Source organism: Gallibacterium melopsittaci (assembly GCF_042433085.1).
Taxonomy (GTDB): Bacteria; Pseudomonadota; Gammaproteobacteria; order Enterobacterales; family Pasteurellaceae; genus Gallibacterium; species Gallibacterium melopsittaci.
In genome coordinates this window covers 1-25,683 of sequence record NZ_JBHLWA010000018.1, presented here as the reverse complement: position 1 = coordinate 25,683, position 25,683 = coordinate 1, and the positions used below count along the sequence as shown (strand labels likewise).

Annotated in this window: 23 protein-coding genes; 14 read left to right on the top strand and 9 right to left on the bottom strand. The window is 38.0% G+C overall.

Annotated elements, in window-relative coordinates; translation table 11 throughout:
- Positions 1–4: 4 nt before the first annotated feature.
- The 3 genes from rlmH to rhlB all read right to left on the bottom strand — a co-directional run bounded on the left by rlmH (position 5) and on the right by rhlB (position 2,217).
- Complete coding sequence (gene rlmH / locus ACFFHT_RS04475) at positions 5–475, bottom strand: 23S rRNA (pseudouridine(1915)-N(3))-methyltransferase RlmH (protein WP_382373851.1); 471 nt, start codon at positions 473–475, stop codon at positions 5–7.
- A 4-nt stretch (positions 476–479) separates the two neighbouring features.
- Entirely contained in the window at positions 480–782 is a 303-nt protein-coding gene (rsfS, locus tag ACFFHT_RS04470; RefSeq protein ID WP_382373849.1) for a ribosome silencing factor, read from the bottom strand.
- A 214-nt stretch (positions 783–996) separates the two neighbouring features.
- Positions 997–2,217, bottom strand: coding sequence for an ATP-dependent RNA helicase RhlB (rhlB, locus tag ACFFHT_RS04465; RefSeq protein ID WP_382373847.1), 1,221 nt, complete (start codon positions 2,215–2,217; stop codon positions 997–999).
- A gap of 156 nt (positions 2,218–2,373) precedes the next feature.
- On the opposite strand from rhlB, the gene rho reads away from it, so the two are divergent.
- A complete protein-coding gene (rho, locus tag ACFFHT_RS04460) occupies positions 2,374–3,636 on the top strand; it encodes a transcription termination factor Rho (RefSeq protein WP_382373845.1) in 1,263 nt (420 codons plus the stop codon).
- 70 nt (positions 3,637–3,706) lie between these two features.
- On the opposite strand, the gene proA is transcribed toward rho, so the two are convergent.
- From proA to ACFFHT_RS04445, 3 genes are all read right to left on the bottom strand, one after another.
- Entirely contained in the window at positions 3,707–4,966 is a 1,260-nt protein-coding gene (proA, locus tag ACFFHT_RS04455) for a glutamate-5-semialdehyde dehydrogenase (protein WP_382373843.1), read from the bottom strand.
- A gap of 9 nt (positions 4,967–4,975) precedes the next feature.
- Positions 4,976–6,070 (bottom strand): glutamate 5-kinase, encoded by a 1,095-nt coding sequence (gene proB, locus ACFFHT_RS04450; protein ID WP_382373841.1) that lies wholly within the window; start codon positions 6,068–6,070, stop codon positions 4,976–4,978.
- Between the two features lie 83 nt (positions 6,071–6,153).
- Entirely contained in the window at positions 6,154–7,347 is a 1,194-nt protein-coding gene (locus ACFFHT_RS04445) for a sugar transporter (RefSeq protein ID WP_382373839.1), read from the bottom strand.
- Positions 7,348–7,711: 364 nt separating this feature from the next.
- Between ACFFHT_RS04445 and ACFFHT_RS04440 the strand changes: the two genes are divergently transcribed.
- The 11 genes from ACFFHT_RS04440 (at position 7,712) to rpoC (ending at position 21,678) form a co-directional block, all read left to right on the top strand.
- The gene (locus tag ACFFHT_RS04440; RefSeq protein WP_382373837.1) at positions 7,712–8,488 is read left to right on the top strand and encodes a threonine/serine exporter family protein; all 777 of its coding nucleotides are present in this window, start codon (positions 7,712–7,714) and stop codon (positions 8,486–8,488) included.
- Between the two features lie 2 nt (positions 8,489–8,490).
- A complete protein-coding gene (locus ACFFHT_RS04435) occupies positions 8,491–8,958 on the top strand; it encodes a threonine/serine exporter family protein (RefSeq protein WP_382373835.1) in 468 nt (155 codons plus the stop codon).
- A gap of 147 nt (positions 8,959–9,105) precedes the next feature.
- Positions 9,106–9,516, top strand: a complete 411-nt coding sequence (secE, locus tag ACFFHT_RS04430; protein ID WP_382373833.1) for a preprotein translocase subunit SecE — start codon at positions 9,106–9,108, stop codon at positions 9,514–9,516.
- 2 nt (positions 9,517–9,518) lie between these two features.
- On the top strand, positions 9,519–10,070 hold the full coding sequence (gene nusG / locus ACFFHT_RS04425; RefSeq protein WP_382373831.1) for a transcription termination/antitermination protein NusG: 552 nt from the start codon (positions 9,519–9,521) through the stop codon (positions 10,068–10,070).
- A gap of 95 nt (positions 10,071–10,165) precedes the next feature.
- The gene (locus ACFFHT_RS04420) at positions 10,166–10,555 is read left to right on the top strand and encodes a hypothetical protein (RefSeq protein ID WP_382373829.1); all 390 of its coding nucleotides are present in this window, start codon (positions 10,166–10,168) and stop codon (positions 10,553–10,555) included.
- A 230-nt stretch (positions 10,556–10,785) separates the two neighbouring features.
- On the top strand, positions 10,786–11,214 hold the full coding sequence (gene rplK, locus ACFFHT_RS04415) for a 50S ribosomal protein L11 (RefSeq protein WP_039133696.1): 429 nt from the start codon (positions 10,786–10,788) through the stop codon (positions 11,212–11,214).
- A 3-nt stretch (positions 11,215–11,217) separates the two neighbouring features.
- Positions 11,218–11,907: a 50S ribosomal protein L1 gene (rplA, locus tag ACFFHT_RS04410; protein ID WP_382373827.1), complete on the top strand. Its 690-nt coding sequence runs from the start codon at positions 11,218–11,220 to the stop codon at positions 11,905–11,907.
- 262 nt (positions 11,908–12,169) lie between these two features.
- The gene (gene rplJ, locus ACFFHT_RS04405; protein WP_382371817.1) at positions 12,170–12,667 is read left to right on the top strand and encodes a 50S ribosomal protein L10; all 498 of its coding nucleotides are present in this window, start codon (positions 12,170–12,172) and stop codon (positions 12,665–12,667) included.
- A gap of 52 nt (positions 12,668–12,719) precedes the next feature.
- Complete coding sequence (gene rplL, locus ACFFHT_RS04400) at positions 12,720–13,091, top strand: 50S ribosomal protein L7/L12 (RefSeq protein ID WP_382373825.1); 372 nt, start codon at positions 12,720–12,722, stop codon at positions 13,089–13,091.
- A 251-nt stretch (positions 13,092–13,342) separates the two neighbouring features.
- Positions 13,343–17,380 (top strand): DNA-directed RNA polymerase subunit beta, encoded by a 4,038-nt coding sequence (rpoB, locus tag ACFFHT_RS04395; protein ID WP_382373927.1) that lies wholly within the window; start codon positions 13,343–13,345, stop codon positions 17,378–17,380.
- Between the two features lie 74 nt (positions 17,381–17,454).
- Entirely contained in the window at positions 17,455–21,678 is a 4,224-nt protein-coding gene (gene rpoC, locus ACFFHT_RS04390; RefSeq protein ID WP_382373824.1) for a DNA-directed RNA polymerase subunit beta', read from the top strand.
- Between the two features lie 58 nt (positions 21,679–21,736).
- Here the strand turns inward: rpoC and glpX are convergent, their stop codons facing one another.
- The gene (gene glpX / locus ACFFHT_RS04385) at positions 21,737–22,753 is read right to left on the bottom strand and encodes a class II fructose-bisphosphatase (RefSeq protein WP_382373822.1); all 1,017 of its coding nucleotides are present in this window, start codon (positions 22,751–22,753) and stop codon (positions 21,737–21,739) included.
- Between the two features lie 171 nt (positions 22,754–22,924).
- On the opposite strand from glpX, the gene zapB reads away from it, so the two are divergent.
- On the top strand, positions 22,925–23,164 hold the full coding sequence (gene zapB, locus ACFFHT_RS04380) for a cell division protein ZapB (RefSeq protein WP_065235139.1): 240 nt from the start codon (positions 22,925–22,927) through the stop codon (positions 23,162–23,164).
- A 90-nt stretch (positions 23,165–23,254) separates the two neighbouring features.
- Here zapB and ACFFHT_RS04375 read toward each other — a convergent pair whose 3' ends face one another.
- On the bottom strand, positions 23,255–23,767 hold the full coding sequence (locus ACFFHT_RS04375; protein ID WP_382371825.1) for a peptidylprolyl isomerase: 513 nt from the start codon (positions 23,765–23,767) through the stop codon (positions 23,255–23,257).
- Positions 23,768–23,884: 117 nt separating this feature from the next.
- Here ACFFHT_RS04375 and cysS point away from each other — a divergent pair, with 117 nt between their 5' ends.
- Complete coding sequence (gene cysS, locus ACFFHT_RS04370) at positions 23,885–25,264, top strand: cysteine--tRNA ligase (RefSeq protein ID WP_382373820.1); 1,380 nt, start codon at positions 23,885–23,887, stop codon at positions 25,262–25,264.
- A 57-nt stretch (positions 25,265–25,321) separates the two neighbouring features.
- On the opposite strand, the gene ACFFHT_RS04365 is transcribed toward cysS, so the two are convergent.
- Positions 25,322–25,683: tetratricopeptide repeat protein (locus ACFFHT_RS04365; protein ID WP_382373818.1), on the bottom strand; the 362-nt coding region annotated here is incomplete at its 5' end.

Genomic DNA, 25,683 nt, shown 5'->3' with positions numbered 1-25,683 from the left:
TGGATTACTCTCGATGATAAGGATGATTAGTGGTTAAGCTCCAAGCACGATAAAGGCTTTCCGCTACCACAATACGTACCAATGGATGTGGTAAGGTTAATGGTGACAATGACCAACTACGTTCTGCGGCTTGTTTACATTCGGGTGATAAGCCTTCTGGACCACCAATCAACAGACTGACATCACGTCCATCTTGTTTCCAGCTTTCGAGTTGTTGTGCTAATTGTGGGGTTGTCCAAGGTTTACCAGGAATATCTAGCGTAACAATTAAGCTATTTTTCCCACAGGCAGCTAACATTAATTCTCCCTCTTTTTCAAGAATACGTTTAATGTCTGCATTTTTACCACGCTTGCCAGCAGGAATTTCAATTAACTCCAGTGGTAGATCTTTTGGAAAACGGCGTTGATACTCTTCAAAACCTTCGGTCACCCAAGAAGGCATTTTAGTTCCAACGGCAATTAGCTGTAATTTCATTGATTTATGCCCACAATTTTTCTAATTGGTATAAGTTGCGAGCTTCTTCTTGCATGATATGTACCATCACTTGTCCGAAATCAACAACAATCCAATCACTCGTGTTGAAACCTTCTGCACCAAAGTTTTCAATCTGTTTTTGTTTACAAGCGGTCATCAGGTTTTCGCCTAAAGACGCTACATGGCGAGTCGAGTTACCGGTACAAATAATTAAATGGTCAGTGATAGGTGATTTCCCTTTTACATCAAGAACTAAAATATCTTTTGCTTTTAAATTATCTAGTTCATCGATAATAGTTTCTAACACGCTAAAGCCCTTTTTTGTTTAAAAATGATACATCTTAAAAATTAAGGCGCGAATTGTATCACGATATCTGTTTTGAGGGAAATTAGAACAAGATTGCGTGAGGATAAAATTAGTAAATGCGATTTATGAGGATAAATATAATGGATAGATAGGTCGCCCTTTAGGGCGACTAATTCTATATGTCACTAAGCGTGTGACTTTTACTAAATAGAAATTATGCGTTATTTCGTGTCTTTGAATAGTAACGTTTACCGCTTCTTTTTATTTTAGGTAAGGGTAATAAAGCATCAGGATCATAGTGACTTACTGGAATATGATGTCCAATATATTGCTCAATCGCAGGTAAATTGATGGCGTAATCTTCACAGGCAAAACTAATGGATATGCCAGTTTCTCCTGCACGACCAGTACGCCCAATTCGGTGAACATAATCTTCATAATCGTCTGGTAAATCATAGTTGAACACATGTGTAACTTGAGGAATATGTAAACCACGTGCGGCGACGTCCGTTGCGACTAAAATATCTAACTGCCCTTGAGTAAATTGCTCTAATAATTTGAAGCGTTTCTTTTGTAGAACATCTCCTGTTAATAAACCAACACGATGCCCATCAGCAGCTAAATATTGCCAAATTTTTTCACACTGATGTTTGGTATTGGCAAAAATAATACAACGCTCAGGCCATTCCTCTTCAATGAGCGTCAGTAACAATTTCATTTTATCTTGGTTAGAAGGATAGAACAGTTCTTCTTTGACGCTATCGGCAGTTTTATAAGTTGATTCAATTTCAACATAATGAGGATCATTCATATCTTCAAAAGCTAACTCTCTTACCTTGAATGAAAGGGTAGCGGAGAAAAGCATGGTGAGCCGTTCGGTTGGTGGTGGACAATGGCGTAATAGATAACGAATATCTCGGATAAAACCGAGATCAAACATTCTATCCGCTTCATCTAGGACAACACATTCGATCTGATTTAATGAAATGATGCGCTGTTTGACATAATCAATAATTCGTCCAGTCGTACCAATGAGAATATTTACACCCTGTTGCAATGTCTGTAATTGCTGTTCATAACCATCACCACCATAAGCTAAACCAAGTGTTAAACCTGTATGTTGTGCAAAAATCTGTGCGTCATGATGAATTTGTACTGCCAATTCTCGAGTTGGTGCAAGGATTATTGCTGATAAGTGTTGTTTAGCCGTAGGAGATTGTAATAAGTGTTGAAAGAGTGCTGTAAGAAAAGCAACGGTTTTCCCTGTACCAGTTTGCGCTTGCCCAGCAATATCTTTACCCTGTAAAGAGTAAGGTAATGATAAGGCTTGAATAGGTGTACAGTATTCTAAGCCCATTTGTTGCAGAGCAGATTGGATCGAGGGATGTAACGGAAAGCGACTAAAAGGTGTTGAAGTAAGGTACTGATGTTCCATAGGCATAAATTTGATTGAAATTTTATTTAATTCAGGACGAATTCTACTCTAAAACTAGACAATAGTCTTTTTTAATGGTAATTTTACGACCGTTTTTTATCTCATATCCAATTTACAATCCGTTTTAATCTAATCTACAACAACATTTCAGTTATTATGAATTTAACAGAATTAAAAAATACTCCTGTTTCTGAGCTTGTGAAATTGGGCGAAGAACAAATGGGGCTAGAAAATTTAGCTCGTCTAAGAAAACAAGATATTATTTTTGCTATCCTAAAACAGCACGCTAAGAGTGGTGAAGATATTTTTGGTGATGGTGTATTAGAAATTTTACCAGATGGTTTCGGTTTCTTACGTTCTGCAGATAGTTCTTATTTAGCTGGTCCAGATGATATTTATGTATCACCAAGTCAAATTCGCCGTTTTAACCTGCGTACAGGTGATATGATCGAAGGTAAAATTCGACCGCCAAAAGAAGGTGAACGCTATTTTGCTTTATTAAAAGTAAATCAAGTCAATGACGACCGCCCTGAAATCTCCCGCAATAAAATCCTCTTTGAAAATTTAACGCCGTTACACGCTAATTACCGTTTACGTATGGAACGTGGTAATGGTTCAACAGAAGATTTAACTGCTCGTATTTTAGATTTAGCAGCACCAATCGGCAAAGGGCAGCGTGCGTTGATTGTAGCCCCGCCGAAAGCTGGTAAAACAATGTTCCTGCAAAATATTGCACAGAGTATTACTTATAATTACCCAGAATGTATTTTGATGGTGTTATTAATTGACGAGCGTCCTGAAGAGGTTACAGAGATGCAACGTTTGGTGAAAGGTGAAGTGGTCGCTTCTACCTTTGATGAACCTGCGGCACGTCATGTACAAGTAGCAGAAATGGTAATCGAAAAAGCAAAACGTTTGGTTGAGCATAAAAAAGATGTGGTGATCTTATTAGATTCCATTACCCGTTTAGCTCGCGCTTACAATACGGTGACTCCAGCTTCAGGAAAAGTGCTTTCTGGTGGGGTAGATGCTAATGCGCTACATCGTCCAAAACGTTTCTTCGGGGCTGCACGTAATGTTGAGGAAGGGGGGAGCTTAACTATTATTGCTACGGCATTGGTGGATACAGGCTCTAAGATGGACGAAGTTATTTATGAAGAGTTCAAAGGAACAGGGAATATGGAACTTCATCTTTCACGTAAAATTGCAGAAAAACGTGTCTTCCCTGCGATTGATTTCAATAGTTCTGGTACACGTAAAGAAGAGTTGTTAACTACGCCAGATGAATTGCAAAAAATGTGGATTCTGCGGAAAATTGTTCATCCTATGGGTGAAATTGAAGCAATGGAATTTTTAATTGATAAGCTATCAATGACCAAAACAAATGAAGAGTTTTTTGAAGCGATGAAACGTTCATAATTGATAGAATTGTTTGTGATTAAAAAAACCGTATTGGTAATAATTTATCAATACGGTTTTTTATATTCTGCTATTTCCTCACTGCATAATCACCAGAGCAGATCCACTTATAAGTAGTAAGTGCTTCTAATCCCATTGGACCACGAGCGTGTAGTTTTTGCGTACTTACTGCAACTTCAGCCCCTAAACCAAATTCGCCACCGTCAGTAAATCGTGTACTCGCATTGAGATAAACTGCGGCAGAATCGACTTGTTGAGCAAACTGCATTAATAATTGTGGATTTTGACTCAAAATGCCATCTGAATGTTGGCTACCATAATGGCGGATATGATCGATAGCGTGATCAATATCTTTCACAATAACGACATTAAGATCCAGAGAGAGCCACTCTTGACTAAGGGTTTCTTCCATTAATGGTTTTACGCGATCAGTATATTGATTGAGAATTGAGATCGCTTGCGGATCCGCATGGAAAGTTATAGCAGGTTGTTGATTATATTGGGCAAGTTCCGCTAAGAATTTTTCCGCAATACTTTCTTGTACAAGCAACGTTTCCAACGTATTGCAGGTGCTTGGACGTTGGGTTTTGGCGTTATGAATGACTCGCAATGATTTGCTTATATCAGCAGATTCTTCTACAAACAGATGACATACTCCAATCCCCCCGATAATCACAGGAATGGTTGATTGCTCTTTGCAAAGTTGATGTAATGCAGCCCCACCACGAGGAATAATCATATCAACATACTGATCGAGTTTAAGTAATTGGGTAATGAGTTGACGATCTGGATTGGTAATGGCTTGGATAGCGGTAGCGGGTAATTGCTCAGCAATTAACGCCTGTTGAATGATTTTGACGAGGATTTGGTTGGTTTGTTGTGTTTCCTTCCCTCCTCGTAAAATGGCGGCATTTCCTGTTTTTAAACACAAGCAAGCAACATCAACGGTAACATTAGGGCGAGCTTCATAAATCACGCCAATCACGCCAAGTGGGACACGTTTTCGTTCAATTTTGATGCCACTATCTAACTCAGTACCGTCAATCAGATTACCAACAGGATCGGCTAAGGAAACAATATGTTTGACCTCATGAATAATATTATCAAGCCGTTGTTCGGTAAGTAATAGTCGGTCAATGAGTGCAGGACTTAATCCTTGTTGTTCTGCTTGTTGAATATCGAGCGCATTAGCCGCTAAGATTTCTGCTTGATGATGTTTTAGTTGTTCGGCAATGCGTAATAATACGGCATTTTTTTGTTGATGAGAGAGTTCGGCAAGACGAAATGAAGCCTGCTTAGCTTGTTGTCCTAATTGTTGTAAATCTGTCATAACGTGTTCCTATAATAAAACGAGATCATCACAATGAATCGCAACAGAACCATATTCATATCCGAGGATATCGTTAATTTTCTGGGACTGTTGTCCTTGAATGCGTTGTAAGGCATCGCTGTTATACCGTACCATACCGCGAGCGAGAGGTTTGCCATTCATATTTTGGAGTAATACCACTTCGCCACGAGAGAATGTACCTTCAATTTCTTTCATTCCAGCTGGTAGTAATGATTTATGTTGTACGATTAACGCATTTTCTGCACCTGAATCAACTGTAATTTTGCCTGCAATAGGGGCGGCAAATAACCATTGTTTCCGACTATCGATTGCATGATCAGGTACAGTAAATTTTGTACCAATCATGGCACCATTTGCGAGTTCGGCAATCACATTTTTTCTACCCCCAGCCGCGATAATCGTTTCAATTCCAGAGCGAGTAGCAATATCAGCAGCGGTAATTTTGGTGGACATTCCGCCAGTACCTAAGCCAGAAACACTCCCACCTGCAATCGCACGCGTGTGATCAGTAATTTTATCGACTACAGAAATCAGTTTGGCATCAGGATTATTTCTTGGATCACAATCGTATAGACCTTGTTGATCAGTAAGCAAATAGAGTTGATCAGCATGGGCTAAAATAGCTGTCAGAGCAGATAAATTATCGTTATCTCCGACCTTAATTTCTGCGGTAGCAACCGCATCATTTTCATTAATGACAGGAATAATTTGATTATCAAGTAATGCCATCAAGGTATCACGAGCATTTAAAAAACGCTCGCGATCTTCAAAGTCGGCACGGGTTAATAAAATTTGCCCAATTTTAATATCATAAATTTGAAAAAGTTGTTCCCACGTTTGAATTAATTGGCTTTGCCCAACAGCAGCCAGTAACTGCTTAGACGCAATAGTCGCGGGGAGTTGAGGATAATTTAAATAATGACGACCAGCAGCAACCGCACCAGAAGTCACAATAATAATTCGATAGCCTTGTTGATGCAGTGCGGCACATTGACGCACAATTTCCAACATATGTGGGCGATTCAGTTTTGATGACCCTTGCGTTAAGACGCTTGTTCCAAATTTTAAAACGATAGTTTTCATAGTAATTCTTATGACGAAATTGAAAGCGTTTAAGGTAACACTAAACATTGAAAAAACGAAGATAATCGCTAAATTTTTCTAGCTTAGCTAGTGGATAACGTTATTCGTGTATGCCTAAATTTTAAATGAATAAAAATAAATAATAAGCTGGCGAATAAGCCTAATAACGCACCGATATAACCGATTTGATTTAGACCGAAATAGTGCATAACTTGATTGCCAATTAAAGCACCGCCGCCAATACCAATATTGTAAATACTTGAATAAATTGATGAGGCTAAATCTGTTGCATCAGGTGCCAGTTGTAATACTCGCATTTGCATGCCTAACCCTAAAGCTGAAATACCAATTCCCCAAATAAAAATTAGAATAAATATAGCGATGACACTATGACCAAGATGAGAAAGGAATAATAGGGAGAAAATCAATATTGTCATGGTTATTGCAAGGAAATTAATTGGCATCAAACGATAAAATAAATTGAATAGGATACTTGCAATGATACCTGCTAGGCCAAAGACTAATAATCCTGCGGTTGCGGCAGTTGCTGATACTTGGCTAATTTGAATGAGGAACGGTTCAATATAACTATAAGCAGTAAAATGTGCAGAGATAATTAATGCTGTAAATAGATAAATACCCACTAACATTGGACGCCGAAGCAAGATTGGCAAACTTTTAAGTGAGCCAGCATTTTTGCTCGGTAAATAAGGAAGTAAGCGTATAATAAAAAAGAGAATAATTGCAGCAACAATACCAATTAAGGCAAAAGTTGTTCGCCAATCTAACCATTGTCCAATGATCCTACCAAGTGGTAGGCCTAATACCATAGCAAGTGCCGACCCCATAGCGAGTAAGCCTAATGCTTGTACTTTCTTATCTTTCGGTGCAATCCGCATTGTGAGTGAGGCAGTGATAGACCAGAATACAGAGTGAGTTAATGCAATGCCAATCCGAGAGAGTAGTAGTATCCAGTAATTCCATGCAATAGCCGAAAGAATATGACTTGCAATAAATAAAAGAAATAATTTAATCAATAAGTTACGACGTTCATATTGAGAGGTCATTAACATACAAGGTAAGGACATTATTGCGACAATCCAGGCATAAACTGTGATCATTAAGCCAACTTGTGCAACAGGCATGGCAAAACTAGTTGCTATATCAGTAAGTAATGCTACTGGAATATATTCGGTAGTATTAAACACAAAGGCTGCAAAAGCCATAGTAATAACCCGTGAATATTCAATACGACGGGCAGCTTTTCGAGATAACATATTGTCTAAATTTTCCCTTAATAAAATAGTGATTGATTGCCAAAATAGAGTGACTGATAAGTATCTAACTGGCATATCAATAAAAAATAATAAAATGAATACTTGTTGTTGCAGAGATTTAGCGTTAATGACTCTATCTTATTGTAATTACTTAGATTTATATGGATAAAAAGTAAAATTAGCTAAAGTGCAATCATTGAATTGTGAGTTAGTAGTTAAAAATCAAGACTACCAATAGTGGTTAATTTTAATCCTTATTTGCCGCATGGTACACTCTTTTTACGGATAATATTTGATCTATATTCATAGTGGGATGAAATGCTTTCTTTTATAATGCTCACTTCAAATTTATAGGATAAAAAGTATGTCTGAATTATCACATGAAGATCAGCAAGAGATAACGCGTTTATGTGCTACAGCGGCGTTATTGATGTTACAACATGGTGCAGAAAGTACTTTAGTTGATCAGGTAGCTTGTCGATTAGGAAAGGCACTTGGTGTAGAAAGTGTCGAAGCTGCGCTCACCCCAAATGCGATTGTATTAACGACACGATACAATGACCATTGTATTACCACTACAAGACGTAACTATGATAGTGGGATTAATATGGCGGTTGTAACACAAGTACAACGGATTGCCATTGCAGCAGAACATAAAATTTATGGCATTTATCAAGTTAGAAAAAAACTAAATGAAGTAAAACCATTGAAATATAATCGCTGGTTTGTGGTATTAATGGTGGGATTGTCTTGTGCTAGTTTTGCTAGGTTGGCTGGTGGTGATGTTATTATTTCTTTGATTACATTCTTTGCTTCTGGATTAGGGATGTTTGTCCGTCAAGAGTTAGGAAAACGACACTATAATCCTTTGATTAATTTTGCAGTAACTGCTTTCGTAGCGTCATGTATCTCTGGTCAAGCACTGTTACATAGTTGGGGCAATGAGCCAGAAATTGCGTTAGCTTCTAGTGTACTATTGCTTGTTCCTGGTTTCCCATTAATTAATTCACTTTCAGACGTACTAAAAGGGTATGTGAATATGGGATTAGGGCGTTGGGCAATAGCAACAGTGTTAACTTTCGGGGCTTGTATCGGTATCGTGTTTGCCTTAGCGGTATTACATATTAATGCTTGGAGTTAATAATGAATGTTGTATTAACATTATTGAATGACCTCTTTTTTACTGCAATTCCAGCAGTTGGGTTTGCACTGATTTTTAATGTTCCAACAAAAGCACTCAAATATTGTGCCTCACTGGGAGCATTGGGGCATTGTTTTCGGACTATTCTAGTAAGTTATTGTCATGTTCCATTGGTGTTTGGTACATTTTTTGCAGCAGCATTAATAGGATTTATTGGTGTATATTTATCTCAACGTTTTTTAGCACATCCTAAAGTTTTTACGGTAGCAGCGATTATTCCTATGATTCCAGGTGTTTATGCTTATAAAGCGATGATTGCGATTGTGCAAATTGCACATTATGGTTACAGCGAAGCGTTATTAGCACAAGCATTAGAGTTTTTTATTAAGACAGGTTTTATTTTAGCAGCGATTGTTTTTGGTTTAGCCTCCCCAGGATTACTTTTCTATCGTAGTAAGCCTGTAATTTAAGGCGAAGAGTAGCAAGATTATTTCCTTTTTTAGCAAAATTTATTTGCTCAGATAATTTTTGTATGAAATCTAACAATAAAGTGCTAGAATTGCGGGCTTAAAAATCTCCCTATAAGTTTTATTTATTAGGTTTTATGTAGGTTCATAATGAGTTCAGAAATTGAGAAACAAAAAACATCCTCAGGAGAGGATAATAGATTTAAAAAACTAGACAGCATATTCCTGTGGATTGTTGCAGTGATTTTAGTCTTAGTCGCAGCCATTGGTAATATTTATTTTAAAGATCAATTTGCAGCGGCTATTCGTGTTCCTGCAATGGTTGTATTATTGTTATTAGCGTTAGTTGCAGCCGCATTTACATTCCAAGGTAAAACTGCTAGAACATTCTTAAAAGAATCTCGTATTGAGTTAAGAAAAATTATTTGGCCTACTCGCCAAGAAGCAACTCAAACAACATTGATTGTGATGGGTGTAACTGTGGTGGTTTCATTAATTTTATGGGGCCTAGATTCTTTAATCGTATCTTTAATTAACTTTATTACCAACTTGAGGTTCTAATTATGAGTGAGAATACAACGCAAAAACGTTGGTATGTATTACAAGCTTTTTCAGGATTTGAATCACGTGTTGCAACAGTGTTACGTGAATACATCAAATTACATCATATGGAAGATCAATTTGGTGAAGTGTTAGTACCTACTGAAGAAGTAGTGGAAAACGTTGGTGGAAAACGTAGAAAAAGCGAAAGAAAATTTTTCCCAGGCTATGTATTAGTACAAATGGTAATGAATGATGATACTTGGCATTTAGTTCGTAGCGTACCACGTGTAATGGGTTTTATTGGAGGTACTCCAGATCATCCAGCACCAATTTCTAATCGTGAAGCTGAAATGATCTTAAATCGCTTAGAACAAAATAGTGATAAGCCAAGACCAAAAACTATGTTCCAACCAGGTGAGGAAGTTCGTGTTAAAGAAGGTCCTTTTGCAGACTTTAATGGTACAGTAGAAGAAGTGGATTATGAAAAGAGCCGCTTAAAAGTATCTGTGTCTATTTTCGGACGTGCAACACCAGTTGAACTTGAATTTAGTCAGGTAGAAAAAACAATTTAATATTTAAAATAATATTAACGTGTGAAAAAAAAGGTGAGTAAAACTCACCTTTTTTATAGCTTTTACAAGCAGATTTTATGATAGGAAAACATGTCATGAGGAAATTGATATATGTTTGTTTAATTGGCGGAATGTTATCGCATTCTGTAATGGCTGCTGATTCAATTATCTTTGCTTGTTTTACTAAAAATGCGAAACAAATTGCTATTGTGGAAAGTAATGGTCACTATGAATATAGTTTTGGTAAACCAGGAAAACCAGAACTGTACTTTAGTAATACGGTTGCAGAAGTTGAACAACGTTCACAGAAATGGAATGGTGTTGGTGCAACATACTGGGAAGAATATAATTTACAAAATGGTGATTATTCTTATGTAGTGTATAAAGCTGTTGACCGTATGACAGAAGAACATAAATTAGAAGGTGGCGTAACTGTTTCTAAAAACGGAAAAGAGCTAGCAACAGTTAAATGCGAATACTTTTGAGCTTTCATTTCAAGCTATTGTTATTTAGATGAATATATTAATTAGTAGATATGATAGAGAATTAAGCATAAATTTACTTGTCAATATATTCATAGATAAAGTATAATTCGCAACCTATTTTACGAGCAAGTCATCCTTGCTCGTATTTTTGTGTATAACACTAAGATTCAATAGTGTTTTTAACAACGGGGAGCCGAAAGGCGTCACTACCCAAAACGAGGAAATAAACTATGGCAAAAAAAGTTCAGGCCTACGTTAAGTTGCAAGTTGCAGCTGGTATGGCAAACCCAAGTCCACCAGTTGGTCCAGCATTGGGTCAACAAGGTGTTAACATCATGGAATTCTGTAAAGCATTTAACGCTCGTACTGAGAGCTTAGAAAAAGGTTTACCAATTCCAGTTGTAATTACTGTATATGCAGACCGTTCTTTTACTTTCATTACTAAAACTCCTCCAGCAGCAGTATTATTGAAGAAAGCAGCTGGTATTAAGTCTGGTTCAGGTAAACCAAACAAAGATAAAGTGGGTAAAGTAACTCGTCAACAAGTCCGCGAAATTGCAGAACTTAAAGCGGCTGATATGACTGGTGCAACAATTGAAACTAAGATGAAATCTATTGAAGGTACTGCACGTTCAATGGGCTTGGTAGTGGAGGACTAATCAATGGCAAAACTAACCAAACGCATGAAAGCAATTAGAGCCAAAGTAGATTCAACTAAAGCATATGAAATCAATGAAGCAGTTGCTTTATTAAAAGAGTTAGCAACTGCAAAATTCGTTGAAAGCGTTGATGTTGCTGTAAACTTAGGTATTGATGCTCGTAAATCAGACCAAAACGTTCGTGGTGCAACTGTATTACCACACGGAACAGGTCGTACTGTACGCGTTGCTGTATTTACACAAGGTGCAAATGCAGAAGCGGCTAAAGCAGCTGGTGCTGATTTAGTTGGTATGGAAGATCTTGCAGAGCAAGTGAAAAAAGGCGAAATGAACTTTGATGTTGTTATTGCTTCTCCAGATGCAATGCGCGTTGTTGGTCAATTAGGTCAAATCCTTGGTCCACGTGGTTTAATGCCAAACCCTAAAGTGGGAACTGTAACACCAAACGTAGCTGAAGCAGTGAAGAATGCAAAATCTGGTCAGGTTCGTTACCGTAACGATAAGAATGGTATTATCCATACCACTATCGGTAAAGTGAGCTTTGAAGCAGATCAAATCAAAGAAAACTTACAAGCTTTATTAGCTGCATTAACTAAAGCAAAACCAACTACAGCAAAAGGCGTTTATATCAAGAAAGTAAGCATTTCTACTACTATGGGCGCTGGTGTTGAAGTTGATCAAAGCAGTTTATAATCAGCTTTACAATGTTGTAGGTTATCTCTATAATCTACAACCTTGATTTTTTTAATCAAAAAATTCTGGTTGGTGCTTGACCTATTCAAGCCTCATCCAAGACCGCAGGGGAAAGAAATTTCTTAATTATCCTGCGTAGATGGTGTACAGATAAGAATATTTCTGCTTCTGGCACCGAAATTCGTCCCCATCTGTTAAGTTGTCAGATTGGGTTTTTTATGTCTAGGAAACTAGATAAATGTATTTCAGGAGCTAAAAGCCAATGGCATTAAATCTTCAAGATAAACAAGCAGTTGTTGCTGAAGTAAGCGAAGTTGCCAAGGGTGCGTTATCTGCTGTTGCTGCGGATTCTCGTGGTGTAACAGTAGACAAAATGACTGAATTACGTAAATCAGCTCGTGAAGCTGGCGTGTATATGCGTGTTGTACGTAATACTTTATTACGTCGTGCCGTTGAAGGTACCGCATTTGAATGCATGAAAGATACGTTTAAAGGTCCGACACTTATCGCATTCTCTAACGAACATCCAGGTGCTGCAGCACGTTTGTTCAAAGAATTTGCTAAAACAAACGATAAGTTCGAAATTAAAGGCGCAGCCTTTGAAGGTGAGTTCATCGAAGCAAAAGCTATCGATCGTTTAGCAACTCTACCAACATACGAAGAAGCAATTGCACGTTTAATGGGTACAATGAAAGAAGCTGCGGCTGGAAAACTTGTACGTACTATTGCGGCGATTCGCGATCAAAAAGAAGCTGCTTAATATTAGTAGTTTATTGGTTTAAAAATTTTACTTACTTTAGGAAACGATTGTTATGTCATTAACTAACGAACAAATCATTGAAGCAATTGCTGAAAAATCAGTAATGGAAATTGTAGAACTTATTTCTGCAATGGAAGAAAAATTTGGTGTTTCTGCAGCAGCAGCTGCAGTAGCAGTAGCAGCTGGCGGTGAAGCAGCAGCAGCTGAAGAAAAAACTGAATTTGATGTAATCTTAGCAGCAGCTGGTGCAAACAAAGTTGCAGTAATCAAAGCAGTTCGCGGTGCAACTGGTTTAGGCTTAAAAGAAGCTAAAGACTTAGTTGAATCAGCTCCAGCAACCTTAAAAGAAGGTATTGCTAAAGCAGAAGCTGAAGCTCTTAAGAAAGAGTTAGAAGAAGCTGGTGCACAAGTTGAAATTAAATAATTGATATTATTTGATTTTTAGCAAAAATGGCTGGTGATTTTATCATCAGCCATTTTGTGCCTTTCAGAAACTGAGAGAAATTACCGTTTAACACTCACAGTTTTTAAACAAATGAAGTCAATTAACGACTAAATTTAAATTATTGTTTTAATTAGTAAAACAATCCTAACGGTATCAATTTTACACTGCCACCTTGTATAATACAGCGAGAGTGTGTGGATTGTGGGTCTGAACAGCAAGCAGAGGAACCTATGGTTTACTCCTATACCGAAAAAAAACGTATTCGTAAAGACTTCGGCAAACGTCCGCAAGTTTTAAATATTCCTTATTTATTAACTATCCAATTAGACTCTTTTGAGAAGTTTATCCAGAAAGATCCTGAAGGTCAGCAAGGTTTAGAAGCTGCATTCCGTTCAGTATTTCCTATTGTGAGCAATAATGGCAATACTGAGTTGCAATATGTGGATTATAAGTTAGGTGAGCCTGTATTTGATGTAAGAGAATGCCAAATCAGAGGCACAACTTATGCAGCGCCATTACGCGTTAAACTTCGTCTTGTTAGCTATGATAAAGATGCTGCGCCAGGCACAGTTAAAGATATAAAAGAACAAGATGTATATATGGGCGAAATCCCATTAATGACCGATAATGGTACTTTTGTGATCAATGGAACTGAACGTGTAATTGTTTCTCAATTACATCGTAGTCCAGGCGTGTTCTTTGATAGTGATAAAGGTAAAACGCATTCTTCAGGTAAGATTTTATACAATGCGCGTATTATTCCTTATCGTGGTTCTTGGTTAGATTTTGAATTTGATCCAAAAGATAATCTTTTCGCGCGTATCGACCGTCGTCGTAAATTACCAGCAACCATTATTTTACGTGCTTTAGGCTACACTACAGAAGAAATTTTAAACCTTTTCTTCAATAAAATTGTATTTGAAATTAAAGATAATCAATTATTAATGACATTAGTCCCTGAAAGATTACGTGGTGAAACTGCGACTTTCGATATTGAGGCTAATGGCAAAGTTTATGTTGAGCGTGGACGTCGTATTACTGCTCGTCATATTCGTCAATTAGAAAAAGATAATATTTCACAAGTTGTTGTTCCTGCTGAATATATTGTAGGAAAAGTTGCCGCAAAAGATTATGTGAATTTAGAAACTGGCGAAGTCATTTGTCCAGCTAATGCGGAATTAAGTTTGGAAATGTTAGCCAACTTAAGTCAAGCAGGTTACACGACTATTGAAACATTATTTACTAATGATCTCGATCACGGACCATATATTTCAGAAACTTTACGTGTTGATCCGTCTTATGATCGTCTTAGTGCATTAGTTGAAATTTATCGCATGATGCGCCCAGGTGAACCACCAACAAAAGAAGCTGCAGAAGGTTTATTTGATAATTTATTCTTCTCAGCAGATCGTTATGATCTTTCTGCTGTAGGTCGCATGAAGTTTAATCGCTCATTAGATATTCCTGAAGGTGAAGGTAACGGCATCCTTAGTAAAGAAGATATCATCTTAGTAATGAAGAAATTGATTGATATCCGTAATGGTCGTGGTGAAGTTGATGATATTGACCATTTAGGTAACCGTCGTATTCGTTCAGTGGGGGAAATGGCAGAAAACCAATTCCGTATTGGTTTAGTTCGTGTTGAAAGAGCAGTAAAAGAGCGTTTATCTTTGGGTGATCTTGATTCAGTCACACCACAAGATCTAATTAATGCAAAACCAATTTCAGCAGCAGTAAAAGAGTTCTTTGGTTCATCACAATTATCCCAATTTATGGATCAAAATAACCCGTTATCAGAAGTAACTCACAAACGTCGTATTTCTGCTTTAGGTCCAGGTGGTTTAACTCGTGAGCGTGCTGGTTTCGAAGTGCGTGACGTTCATGCAACGCACTATGGTCGTGTATGTCCAATCGAAACACCTGAAGGTCCAAATATCGGTTTGATTAACTCACTTTCTGTTTATGCGCGTACTAATGATTATGGTTTCTTAGAAACACCATATCGTAAAGTGGTAAACGGTCAAGTTACTGAAGAAATCGAATATTTATCAGCGATTGAAGAAGGTAACTATGTTATCGCTCAGGCGAACTCAAACTTAGATGAGAATTTCCGTTTCACAGATACTTTCGTTACCGCACGTGGTGAGCATGGTGAATCTGGTCTATATCGTCCAGAAGATATTCACTATATGGATATTTCTACTCAACAAGTGGTTTCTGTTGCGGCAGCATTAATCCCATTCTTAGAGCACGATGATGCGAACCGTGCATTGATGGGAGCAAACATGCAACGTCAAGCCGTACCAACATTGCGTGCAGATAAACCATTAGTAGGAACAGGTATTGAGAAAGCCGTAGCGGTTGACTCAGGGGTAACGGTTGTTGCGAAACGTGGTGGTTATGTTCAATATATTGATGCTTCACGTATTGTAGTGAAAGTGAATGAAGATGAAACTATTCCAGGTGAAGCTGGTATTGATATTTACAATTTAACCAAATATACCCGTTCTAACCAAAATACTTGTATTAACCAAGTGCCTTGTGTTTCTTTAGGAGAGCCAATCGGTCGTGGTGAAGTATTAGCGGATGGTCCATCAACTGACTTAGGTGAATTAGCGTTAGGTCAAAATATGCGTGTGGCATTTATGCCATGGAATGGATATAACTTCGAAGACTCGATGTTAGTGTCTGAACGTGTTGTTCAAGAGGATCGTTTCACTACTATTCATATTCAAGAGTTATCTTGTATTGCCCGTGATACTAAGTTAGGTTCAGAAGAAATTACAGCAGATATTCCAAACGTGGGTGAAGCTGCATTAAGTAAGCTTGATGAGTCAGGTATCGTTTATATCGGTGCAGAAGTTAAGGGTGGCGATATCCTTGTAGGTAAAGTAACACCAAAAGGCGAAACACAATTAACGCCAGAAGAGAAATTATTGCGTGCGATCTTTGGTGAAAAAGCCTCTGATGTGAAAGATTCTTCTTTACGTGTACCAAACAGTGTTTCAGGTACTGTTATTGATGTTCAAGTCTTTACCCGTGATGGTGTTGAGAAAGATAAACGTGCTTTAGAAATCGAAGAAATGCAGTTAAAACAAGCGAAAAAAGATTTAACTGCGGAATTAGATATTCTTGAAGCAGGCTTATTCACTCGAGTTCGTTCTCTCTTGTTAGCAAATGGCTTTACTGAAGAGAAACTTGAAAAATTAGATCGTATGAAATGGCTTGAGCAATCTCTCGCTGATGAAGAAAAACAAGCTCAATTAGAGCAACTTTCTGAACAGTTAGATGAATTGCGTAAAGAATTTGATCGTAAGTTAGAAATTAAACGTAATAAGATTATTCAAGGCGATGATCTTGCACCAGGTGTATTAAAAGTTGTTAAAGTTTATCTTGCAGTGAAACGTCAGATTCAACCTGGGGATAAAATGGCGGGGCGCCATGGTAACAAAGGGGTTATCTCGAAGATTAATCCAGTAGAAGATATGCCTTACGATGAAAACGGTCAACCAGTTGATATCGTGTTAAACCCACTAGGGGTACCATCACGTATGAACATTGGTCAGATCCTTGAAACGCACTTAGGCTTTGCAGCAAAAGGTATTGGTGATCAAATTAATCGTATGATTAAAGAGAAACAAGAAGTTGCTAAGTTACGTGAATATATCCAAAAAGCGTATGACTTAGGAGATGCTTGTCAGAAAGTGGATCTCAGTACTTTTACTGATGAAGAAGTGATGCGTTTAGCACAAAACTTGCGTAAAGGTTTACCACTTGCTACACCAGTATTCGATGGTGCAGAAGAAAAAGAAATCAAAGGTTTGCTTGAATTAGCAGGCTTGCCAACATCAGGACAAATTACCCTTTATGATGGTCGTACTGGGGAAAAATTTGAGCGTCCAGTAACCGTTGGTTATATGTACATGTTGAAACTTAACCACTTAGTTGATGACAAGATGCACGCCCGTTCAACAGGTTCTTATAGTCTTGTTACCCAACAACCGCTTGGTGGTAAAGCTCAATTTGGTGGTCAACGTTTTGGTGAGATGGAAGTATGGGCACTAGAAGCATACGGTGCAGCATATACCTTACAAGAGATGTTGACTGTGAAATCAGATGACGTCAATGGTCGTACGAAGATGTATAAAAACATCGTTGATGGTACGCATGAGATGGATCCAAGTATGCCTGAGTCATTTAATGTATTACTTAAAGAAATTCGTTCTTTGGGTATTAACATTGATTTGGGTGATGAGGAAGCTGAATAATTCAGCCAATAAGATTAGCGCAAGTGTAGGAGTACTACACTTGCATCAAGTTTAACTCCGATGGGAGCAAATCTGTGAAAGACTTAGTTAAGTTTTTAAAAACACAATCTAAATCAAGAGAAGATTTTGATGTGATTAAAATTGGTCTAGCTTCGCCAGACATGATTCGTTCATGGTCTTACGGTGAAGTGAAGAAACCAGAAACGATCAATTATCGTACATTCAAACCTGAGCGTGATGGTCTATTCTGTGCAAGAATTTTTGGACCAGTCAAAGATTACGAATGTTTATGCGGTAAATATAAACGTTTAAAACATCGTGGTGTTATTTGTGAAAAATGCGGTGTTGAAGTTACTCAAGCTAAGGTTCGTCGTGAACGTATGGGGCATATTGAATTAGCCTCTCCTGTTGCACATATTTGGTTCTTAAAATCACTACCATCTCGTATCGGTTTATTGTTAGATATGCCATTGCGTGATATTGAACGAGTTCTTTATTTCGAATCATACATTGTGATTGAAGCAGGTATGACTGATTTAGAAAAAGGTCAATTATTGACCGAAGAACAGTTCTTAGAGGCAGAAGAACGCTGGGGTGATGAGTTTGAAGCGAAGATGGGGGCAGAAGCTATTCAGGCCTTACTTCGTGATATGGATCTTGAGCATCAATGTGAAACTTTACGTGAAGAATTACAAGAAACTAACTCAGAAACAAAACGTAAAAAAATCACTAAACGCTTAAAATTACTCGAAGCATTTATTCAATCTGGAAACAAACCAGAATGGATGGTATTGACTGTATTACCAGTTTTACCACCAGATTTACGTCCATTAGTACCACTTGATGGAGGTCGTTTTGCAACCTCAGATCTTAACGACCTTTATCGTCGTGTGATTAACCGTAACAACCGTTTAAAACGTCTTTTAGATTTAATCGCACCAGATATTATCGTGCGTAATGAAAAACGTATGTTACAAGAATCTGTGGATGCGTTATTGGATAATGGTCGTCGTGGTCGTGCAATTACTGGTTCAAATAAACGTCCATTAAAATCATTAGCGGATATGATCAAAGGTAAACAAGGTCGTTTCCGTCAAAACTTATTAGGTAAACGTGTTGACTATTCTGGTCGTTCAGTAATTACTGTAGGACCTTACTTACGCTTACATCAATGTGGTTTACCAAAGAAAATGGCATTGGAATTATTCCGTCCATTTATCTATTCAAAATTAGAAAGTCGTGGTCTTGCTTCAACCATTAAAGCAGCGAAGAAAATGGTTGAACGTGAAGATGCGATTGTGTGGGATATCTTGGCAGAAGTTATTCGTGAACATCCAATTCTGCTTAACCGTGCACCAACATTGCACCGTCTAGGTATTCAAGCATTTGAACCGATTTTGATTGAAGGTAAAGCTATTCAGTTACATCCACTCGTTTGTGCGGCATTCAACGCGGACTTCGATGGTGACCAAATGGCGGTTCACGTACCATTGACATTAGAAGCACAGTTAGAAGCACGTGCATTAATGATGTCAACTAATAACATTCTCTCACCAGCAAACGGTGATCCGATTATCGTTCCATCACAAGACGTGGTGTTAGGTCTTTACTATATGACCCGTGAAAAAGTAAACGGTAAAGGCGAAGGAATGTTATTGCAAGATCCACGTGAAGCTGAAAAAGCGTATCGTACAGGTCAAGCAGAATTACATTCTCGTGTGAAAGTGCGTATTACTGAATATGAGAAAAATGCTAATGGTGAATTTGAAGCAAAAACAACCTTAACCGATACCACTATCGGCCGTGCAATTTTATGGATGATTGCGCCAAAAGGTATGCCATTTAGCTTGTTCAACCAAACATTAGGTAAAAAAGCAATTTCTAAACTTATCAATGAAAGTTATCGCCGTCTAGGAATGAAAGACAGTGTTATTTTTGCAGACCAAATTATGTACACAGGATTTGCATATGCTGCTCGTTCAGGATCATCAGTTGGTATTGATGATATGGTGATTCCAGAGAAGAAATATGAAATTATTGCTTCTGCGGAAGAAGAAGTTGCAGAGATTCAAGAACAATTTAACTCAGGTTTAGTAACAGCAGGCGAACGTTATAACAAAGTTATCGATATTTGGGCAGCAGCAAATGAGCGTGTTGCTAAAGCGATGATGGAAAACCTTTCTACTGAAGAAGTTGTGAATAGAAATGGTGAGTTAGAAAAACAAAGTTCATTTAACAGTATCTTTATGATGGCTGATTCAGGAGCTCGTGGTTCTGCTGCTCAGATTCGTCAGCTTGCGGGTATGCGTGGTTTGATGGCTCGTCCAGATGGTTCGATCATTGAAACACCAATCACTGCTAACTTCCGTGAAGGTTTGAACGTTCTTCAATACTTTATTTCAACCCACGGTGCACGTAAAGGTTTGGCAGATACAGCATTGAAAACAGCAAACTCAGGTTATTTGACTCGTCGTTTAGTAGATGTGGCACAAGACTTAGTAGTTGTAGAGGATGACTGTGGTACTCACGAAGGCATTGTCATGACCCCATTGATTGAAGGTGGTGATGAAAAAGTTAGCTTGAGAGAGTTAGTATTAGGTCGTGTAACAGCAGAAGATGTATTTGCACCAGGTACAGAAGAAGTATTAATTCCACGTAATACATTATTAGATGAAAAATGGTGTGAAGTTATTGATAAGCACTCAGTAGATAGCATCAAAGTACGTTCAGTGGTAACTTGTGATACTGATTTCGGGGTGTGTGCGAAATGTTATGGACGTGACCTCGCTCGTGGCCACTTAATTAACCAAGGTGAAGCAATCGGGGTTATTGCGGCACAATCTATCGGTGAGCCAGGTACACAGTTAACCATGCGTACATTCCACATCGGTGGTGCAGCATCTGCAGCAGCGAAAGAATCAAGTGTACAAGTTAAGAATACAGGTACTATTCGTTTAACTAATGCGAAATTTGTTACTAACCAAGAAGGTAAACTAGTTATTACATCACGTAATACAGAATTAACTGTGATCGATACCTTTGGTCGTACGAAAGAGCACTATAAATTACCTTATGGTTCTATCTTAAATAAAGCAAATGGTGATGAAGTTACTGCGGGTGAAACTGTGGCTAACTGGGATCCACACACAATGCCAGTTGTTTCTGAAGCAAAAGGTTTTGTGAAATTTGTCGATATTATTGATGGCTTAACTGTAACTCGTCAAACCGATGAATTAACAGGTCTTTCATCAATCGTGGTACAAGATGTCGGTGAACGTGCAACGGCAGGTAAAGATCTTCGTCCAGCATTAAAACTTGTTGATGCGAATGGTAATGACATCTTAATTCCAGGTACAGAAGTTCCAGCACAATACTTCTTACCAGGTAAAGCAATCGTAACGTTAGATGATAATGCTGAAGTAAATATCGGGGATTCATTAGCTCGTATTCCACAAGAATCTTCAGGTACTAAAGATATTACTGGTGGTTTACCACGAGTTGCAGACTTATTTGAAGCACGTAAACCAAAAGAACCTGCGATCTTAGCAGAAGTTTCTGGTATCGTTTCATTCGGTAAAGAAACAAAAGGTAAACGTCGTCTAGTGATTACGCCAAGCGAAGGCGAAGCATACGAAGAGATGATTCCTAAATGGCGTCAACTTAACGTATTTGAGGGTGAAATGGTACAACGTGGCGATATTATTTCTGATGGTCCAGAATCACCACATGATATTCTTCGCTTACGTGGTGTGCGTGCAGTAACAGAGTATATCGTAAATGAAGTACAAGATGTTTACCGCTTACAAGGGGTAAAAATCAACGATAAACATATTGAAGTGATTGTACGTCAGATGTTGCGTAAATGTATCATTACTAATGCATACGATTCAGAGTTCCTTGAAGGTGAACAAGTAGAAGTGGCTCGTGTGAAAGTAGTGAATCGCAAACGTGCTGCGGAAGGTAAGCCATTAGTTGAATTTGAACGTGAATTACTAGGTATTACTAAAGCATCATTAGCGACAGAATCATTTATTTCAGCAGCGTCATTCCAAGAAACTACTCGTGTACTTACTGAAGCAGCAGTAGCAGGTAAACGTGATGAGTTACGTGGCTTGAAAGAAAATGTCATCGTTGGTCGCTTGATTCCTGCAGGTACAGGTTTTGCTTATCACCAAAGCAGAGCGAAAAAACGTCATGCTGCAATGAATAATGTGGCTGCCGTAGAAGAGTCTGTGGTAAGTGCTGAAGAGGCAGTGGCAAATTTAGCTGAAATGTTAAATATGAGCGAAGCTGAATAATACGTTATCACTTAGAATTAAAAATACCGAATCATCTGATTCGGTATTTTTTTATCTGTTATTGATTAATTAAACGATAAATTTCAGGATCTTTACGATCTAGATAATGGAATGATTGGATACGACGAATGGTACGAGAACGTCCACGGATCAATAAGGTTTCAGTGGTGGCAATATCGCCTTTACGATGAACACCTTTAAGTAAATCACCATGTGTAATACCAGTTGCAGAGAACACAAGATTATCATCACGAACAAGTTGATCGAGCGATAAAACTTGATTGATTTCGACCCCCATTTCTTGGCAGCGACGGCGTTCGCTTTCAGCAAATTTACGATTTTCCTCACTATCGCCTTTTACCACTTCTCTCGTAAGTAAGCGGGCTTGCATTTCTCCACCTAAGGCACGAATACCTGCTGCGGCGACAACACCCTCTGGAGCACCACCAATGCAGTACATCATATCAACGCCTGTATCAGGTAAACAACAAAGTAAAGCTGCTGCAACATCACCATCTGGAATTGCTAATACTTTCACGCCCAGTTGTTGCATTTTATAGATGACATTTTTATGACGAGGTTTATCTAGAGTAACTACGGTGAGCTGTGATAATAGTTTCCCCATTTTAGAGGCAACGCGACGTAGATTTTGCTCCAATGGTAAATTGAGATCCACCATCCCTTTTACTTCAGGACCAACTACAAGTTTTTCCATATACATATCTGGTGCCCGTAAAAATGTATTTGGGCCGCCAGCGGCGAGTACTGCAATTGCATTAGCTTGCCCCATTGCAACCATACGCGTTCCTTCGATAGGATCAACGGCAATCGCAATAGGTTCTTCAGTAGTGCCTTTACCTAATTTTTCTCCGATATATAACATTGGTGCTTCATCAATTTCACCTTCACCAATAACAATTTCACCATTCATTTCAATTTGATTTAGCATGGTACGCATTGCTTTGACAGCAGCAGCATCTGCAGCATTTTTATCGCCACGCCCTAACCAAGAGAATCCTGCTAAAGCGGCAGCTTCGGTAACTCGAGAAAATTCAATAGCTAATGCTCGTTTCATAATATTTCCTTACCCTAATGGATGACCAAAAAACGCTTAATTCTAGCATTTGGCAAACGATTGCTTAACTAATTTATTGAAGAATTTTTTAATTTAGATGAAATGGAATCTTATCTAGGATAGAATGTTACCCATCCTGATGTATTGGACAACTAATGAGGAAGAATAACAATGTCTTTAGAAATTTTAGATCAACTTGAAGCAAAAATTAAACAAGCGGTAGAAACTATCCAACTTCTTCAACTTGAAATTGAAGAGTTAAAAGAGCAAAAAGCAAATGCAGAACAAGCAAATCAAGCTCTTCAAGCAGAAAAATCTCAACTTAATGCAGAAAATGCACAATTAAAAGAAGAACAACAACGCTGGCAAGAGCGTTTACGTTCATTAATTGGACAAATTGAGAACGTTTAATTTTTTTGTGTAGTATTAAAAACCCACTTTTATCGTGTTGATTTTAATGGTAAAAGTGGGTTTATTTTTGGGGCAAGCGTGATTAACAGATTACGCTTCTACAGTAACAGATTGAATAATGACATCATCGACAGGAACATCATCGTGATATCCTTTACGAGTTGTTTTTACACCACGAATTTTATCAACAACGTCCATACCTTCAACCACTTCACCAAATACGGCATAACCCCATTCTTGTACCACTTCACGACCAAACATCTCTTTCGCACGATAATCTAAGAATGTGTTGTCTGCCACATTAATAAAAAATTGTGCAGAAGCTGAATGTGGATCTGAAGTGCGAGCCATAGAAATTGTGCCACGTTTATTGCTTAAACGATTATTGGCTTCATTACGAATTGGGGCTTTAGTTGCTTTTTCTTTCATACCAACTTCCATACCGCCACCTTGGATCATAAAGCCGTCAATAACACGATGGAAAATAGTATTGTTATAGAAGCCTTCTTTGCAGTAATTTAAAAAGTTTTCTGCTGTAATTGGGGCTTTTTCAAAATTTAATGCGATTTTAATATCGCCAAAATTAGTATGTAGTATTATCATTAGCTCTTTCCTTAAATAGCGTTGTAAAAACGGCGTTATTATTCCACAAAATGCAAAAGTGGTCTATTTTTGTGAAATCGAATGACAAACGTTCATTATTTGTAAAAGGTCAGTAATATGTTAAAGGTTTTCAATACATTAAAACGAGAGAAAGAAATTTTTACCCCAATTCACCCAAACCAAGTCGGAATGTATGTTTGTGGTGTAACTGTTTATGATCTTTGTCATATTGGTCATGGTAGAACCTTTGTGAGTTTTGATGTGATTGCACGTTATCTACGTTATTTAGGTTACCAATTAACCTATGTGCGTAATATTACTGATGTTGACGATAAAATTATTAAACGTGCTTTAGAAAATCACGAAACTTGTGAACAATTAGTCGATCGGATGGTGCAAGAGATGTATCAAGATTTTGATGCATTAAATATTTTACGTCCTGATTTTGAGCCTCGTGCAACCCACCATATTGCTGAAATTATTGCATTAGTACAAAAGCTGATTAATAACGGCCATGCTTATATTGCTGAGAATGGTGATGTGATGTTTGATGTCAATTCGTTTGCAGATTATGGCAAATTATCTCGTCAAGATCTGAGCCAATTACAGGCGGGAGCAAGGGTTGAGATTAATGAAATTAAGAAAAGCCCAATGGATTTTGTCTTGTGGAAAATGTCGAAAGCGAATGAACCAAGTTGGGAATCGCCGTGGGGAGCAGGGCGTCCAGGTTGGCATATTGAATGTTCGGCAATGAATTGTAAGCAATTAGGCGAGCATTTTGATATTCACGGTGGTGGTTCAGATTTAATGTTCCCACATCACGAAAATGAAATCGCCCAATCTTGCTGTGCGCATGGTGGTGAATACGTTAATTACTGGCTGCATTCAGGAATGATTATGGTTGATAAAGAGAAAATGTCGAAATCGTTAGGCAATTTCTTTACCATTCGTGATGTATTACAGCACTATGATGCAGAGAGTGTGCGTTATTTCCTATTAACGGCACATTATCGTAGTCAACTGAATTATAGTGAAGAAAACCTCAAATTAGCGCATTCGGCATTAGAGCGTTTATATACTGCCTTGCGTGGTACAGATGAAAATGCTACGCCTGCAGGTGGTGAAGCATTTATTGATGCTTTTAAAACTGCAATGGATGATGATTTTAATACTCCAGGTGCATTGTCTGTGCTATTCGATATGGCACGCGAATTAAATAAATTAAAAGCGGAAAATGATCCGCAAGCCAATGCCTTTGCTGCGAGAATGCGTGAATTAGCTGGCGTATTAGGTTTGCTATACCAAGATCCAGAAACTTTCTTACAAGCTGGCTTAGATGATGACGAAACAGCGATTATCGAAGCGTTAATTCAACAACGTAATCAAGCACGAGCGAATAAAGATTGGGCTACTGCAGATGCTGCACGCAACAAGCTAAATGAGATGGGTGTTGTGATTGAAGATGGGGCAAATGGTACCACTTGGCGGAAAGGGTAATTTGAAATGATCAAAAATGGTTACCTATAATTGGTAACCATTTGAAATCCAATATTATTAATTTATAAATCCTCTTCTTTTTGGTTGGTAATAGTTACGTTCTATACGTTTTAAAGCTTCTTTGGCATAGCTATTTCCTTGTTTTGCACTTAATTCATAATAGTATTTAGCTTGTTGATAGTCTTGTCTAACACCAACTCCATGTTCATATAGAAGTCCTAAGTTCAATTGAGCATCGCTATTTCCTTGTTTTGCACTTAATTCATAATAGTATTTAGCTTGTTGAAAGTCTTGTCTAACACCATTTCCTAAAGCATATAGAGTTCCTAAGCGCCATTGGGCCTCGCTATTTCCTTGTTTTGCACTTAATTCATAATAGTATTTAGCTTGTTGATAGTCTTGTCTAACACCATCTCCTA

What these genes read in the sequence shown, in the direction of transcription:
- ACFFHT_RS04435 (WP_382373835.1), top strand. Translation starts at nt 8,491, where the DNA reads ATGAATGTTGTATTAACATTATTGAATGACCTCTTTTTTACTGCAATT.
- rplL (WP_382373825.1), top strand. Translation starts at nt 12,720, where the DNA reads ATGTCATTAACTAACGAACAAATCATTGAAGCAATTGCTGAAAAATCA.
- rlmH (WP_382373851.1), bottom strand. Translation starts at nt 475, where the DNA reads ATGAAATTACAGCTAATTGCCGTTGGAACTAAAATGCCTTCTTGGGTG.
- ACFFHT_RS04420 (WP_382373829.1), top strand. Translation starts at nt 10,166, where the DNA reads ATGAGGAAATTGATATATGTTTGTTTAATTGGCGGAATGTTATCGCAT.
- secE (WP_382373833.1), top strand. Translation starts at nt 9,106, where the DNA reads ATGAGTTCAGAAATTGAGAAACAAAAAACATCCTCAGGAGAGGATAAT.
- glpX (WP_382373822.1), bottom strand. Translation starts at nt 22,753, where the DNA reads ATGAAACGAGCATTAGCTATTGAATTTTCTCGAGTTACCGAAGCTGCC.
- proB (WP_382373841.1), bottom strand. Translation starts at nt 6,070, where the DNA reads ATGAAAACTATCGTTTTAAAATTTGGAACAAGCGTCTTAACGCAAGGG.
- ACFFHT_RS04440 (WP_382373837.1), top strand. Translation starts at nt 7,712, where the DNA reads ATGTCTGAATTATCACATGAAGATCAGCAAGAGATAACGCGTTTATGT.
- rpoB (WP_382373927.1), top strand. Translation starts at nt 13,343, where the DNA reads ATGGTTTACTCCTATACCGAAAAAAAACGTATTCGTAAAGACTTCGGC.
- proA (WP_382373843.1), bottom strand. Translation starts at nt 4,966, where the DNA reads ATGACAGATTTACAACAATTAGGACAACAAGCTAAGCAGGCTTCATTT.
- rplK (WP_039133696.1), top strand. Translation starts at nt 10,786, where the DNA reads ATGGCAAAAAAAGTTCAGGCCTACGTTAAGTTGCAAGTTGCAGCTGGT.
- nusG (WP_382373831.1), top strand. Translation starts at nt 9,519, where the DNA reads ATGAGTGAGAATACAACGCAAAAACGTTGGTATGTATTACAAGCTTTT.
- rplJ (WP_382371817.1), top strand. Translation starts at nt 12,170, where the DNA reads ATGGCATTAAATCTTCAAGATAAACAAGCAGTTGTTGCTGAAGTAAGC.
- ACFFHT_RS04375 (WP_382371825.1), bottom strand. Translation starts at nt 23,767, where the DNA reads ATGATAATACTACATACTAATTTTGGCGATATTAAAATCGCATTAAAT.
- cysS (WP_382373820.1), top strand. Translation starts at nt 23,885, where the DNA reads ATGTTAAAGGTTTTCAATACATTAAAACGAGAGAAAGAAATTTTTACC.
- zapB (WP_065235139.1), top strand. Translation starts at nt 22,925, where the DNA reads ATGTCTTTAGAAATTTTAGATCAACTTGAAGCAAAAATTAAACAAGCG.
- rho (WP_382373845.1), top strand. Translation starts at nt 2,374, where the DNA reads ATGAATTTAACAGAATTAAAAAATACTCCTGTTTCTGAGCTTGTGAAA.
- rhlB (WP_382373847.1), bottom strand. Translation starts at nt 2,217, where the DNA reads ATGGAACATCAGTACCTTACTTCAACACCTTTTAGTCGCTTTCCGTTA.
- ACFFHT_RS04445 (WP_382373839.1), bottom strand. Translation starts at nt 7,347, where the DNA reads ATGTTATCTCGAAAAGCTGCCCGTCGTATTGAATATTCACGGGTTATT.
- rplA (WP_382373827.1), top strand. Translation starts at nt 11,218, where the DNA reads ATGGCAAAACTAACCAAACGCATGAAAGCAATTAGAGCCAAAGTAGAT.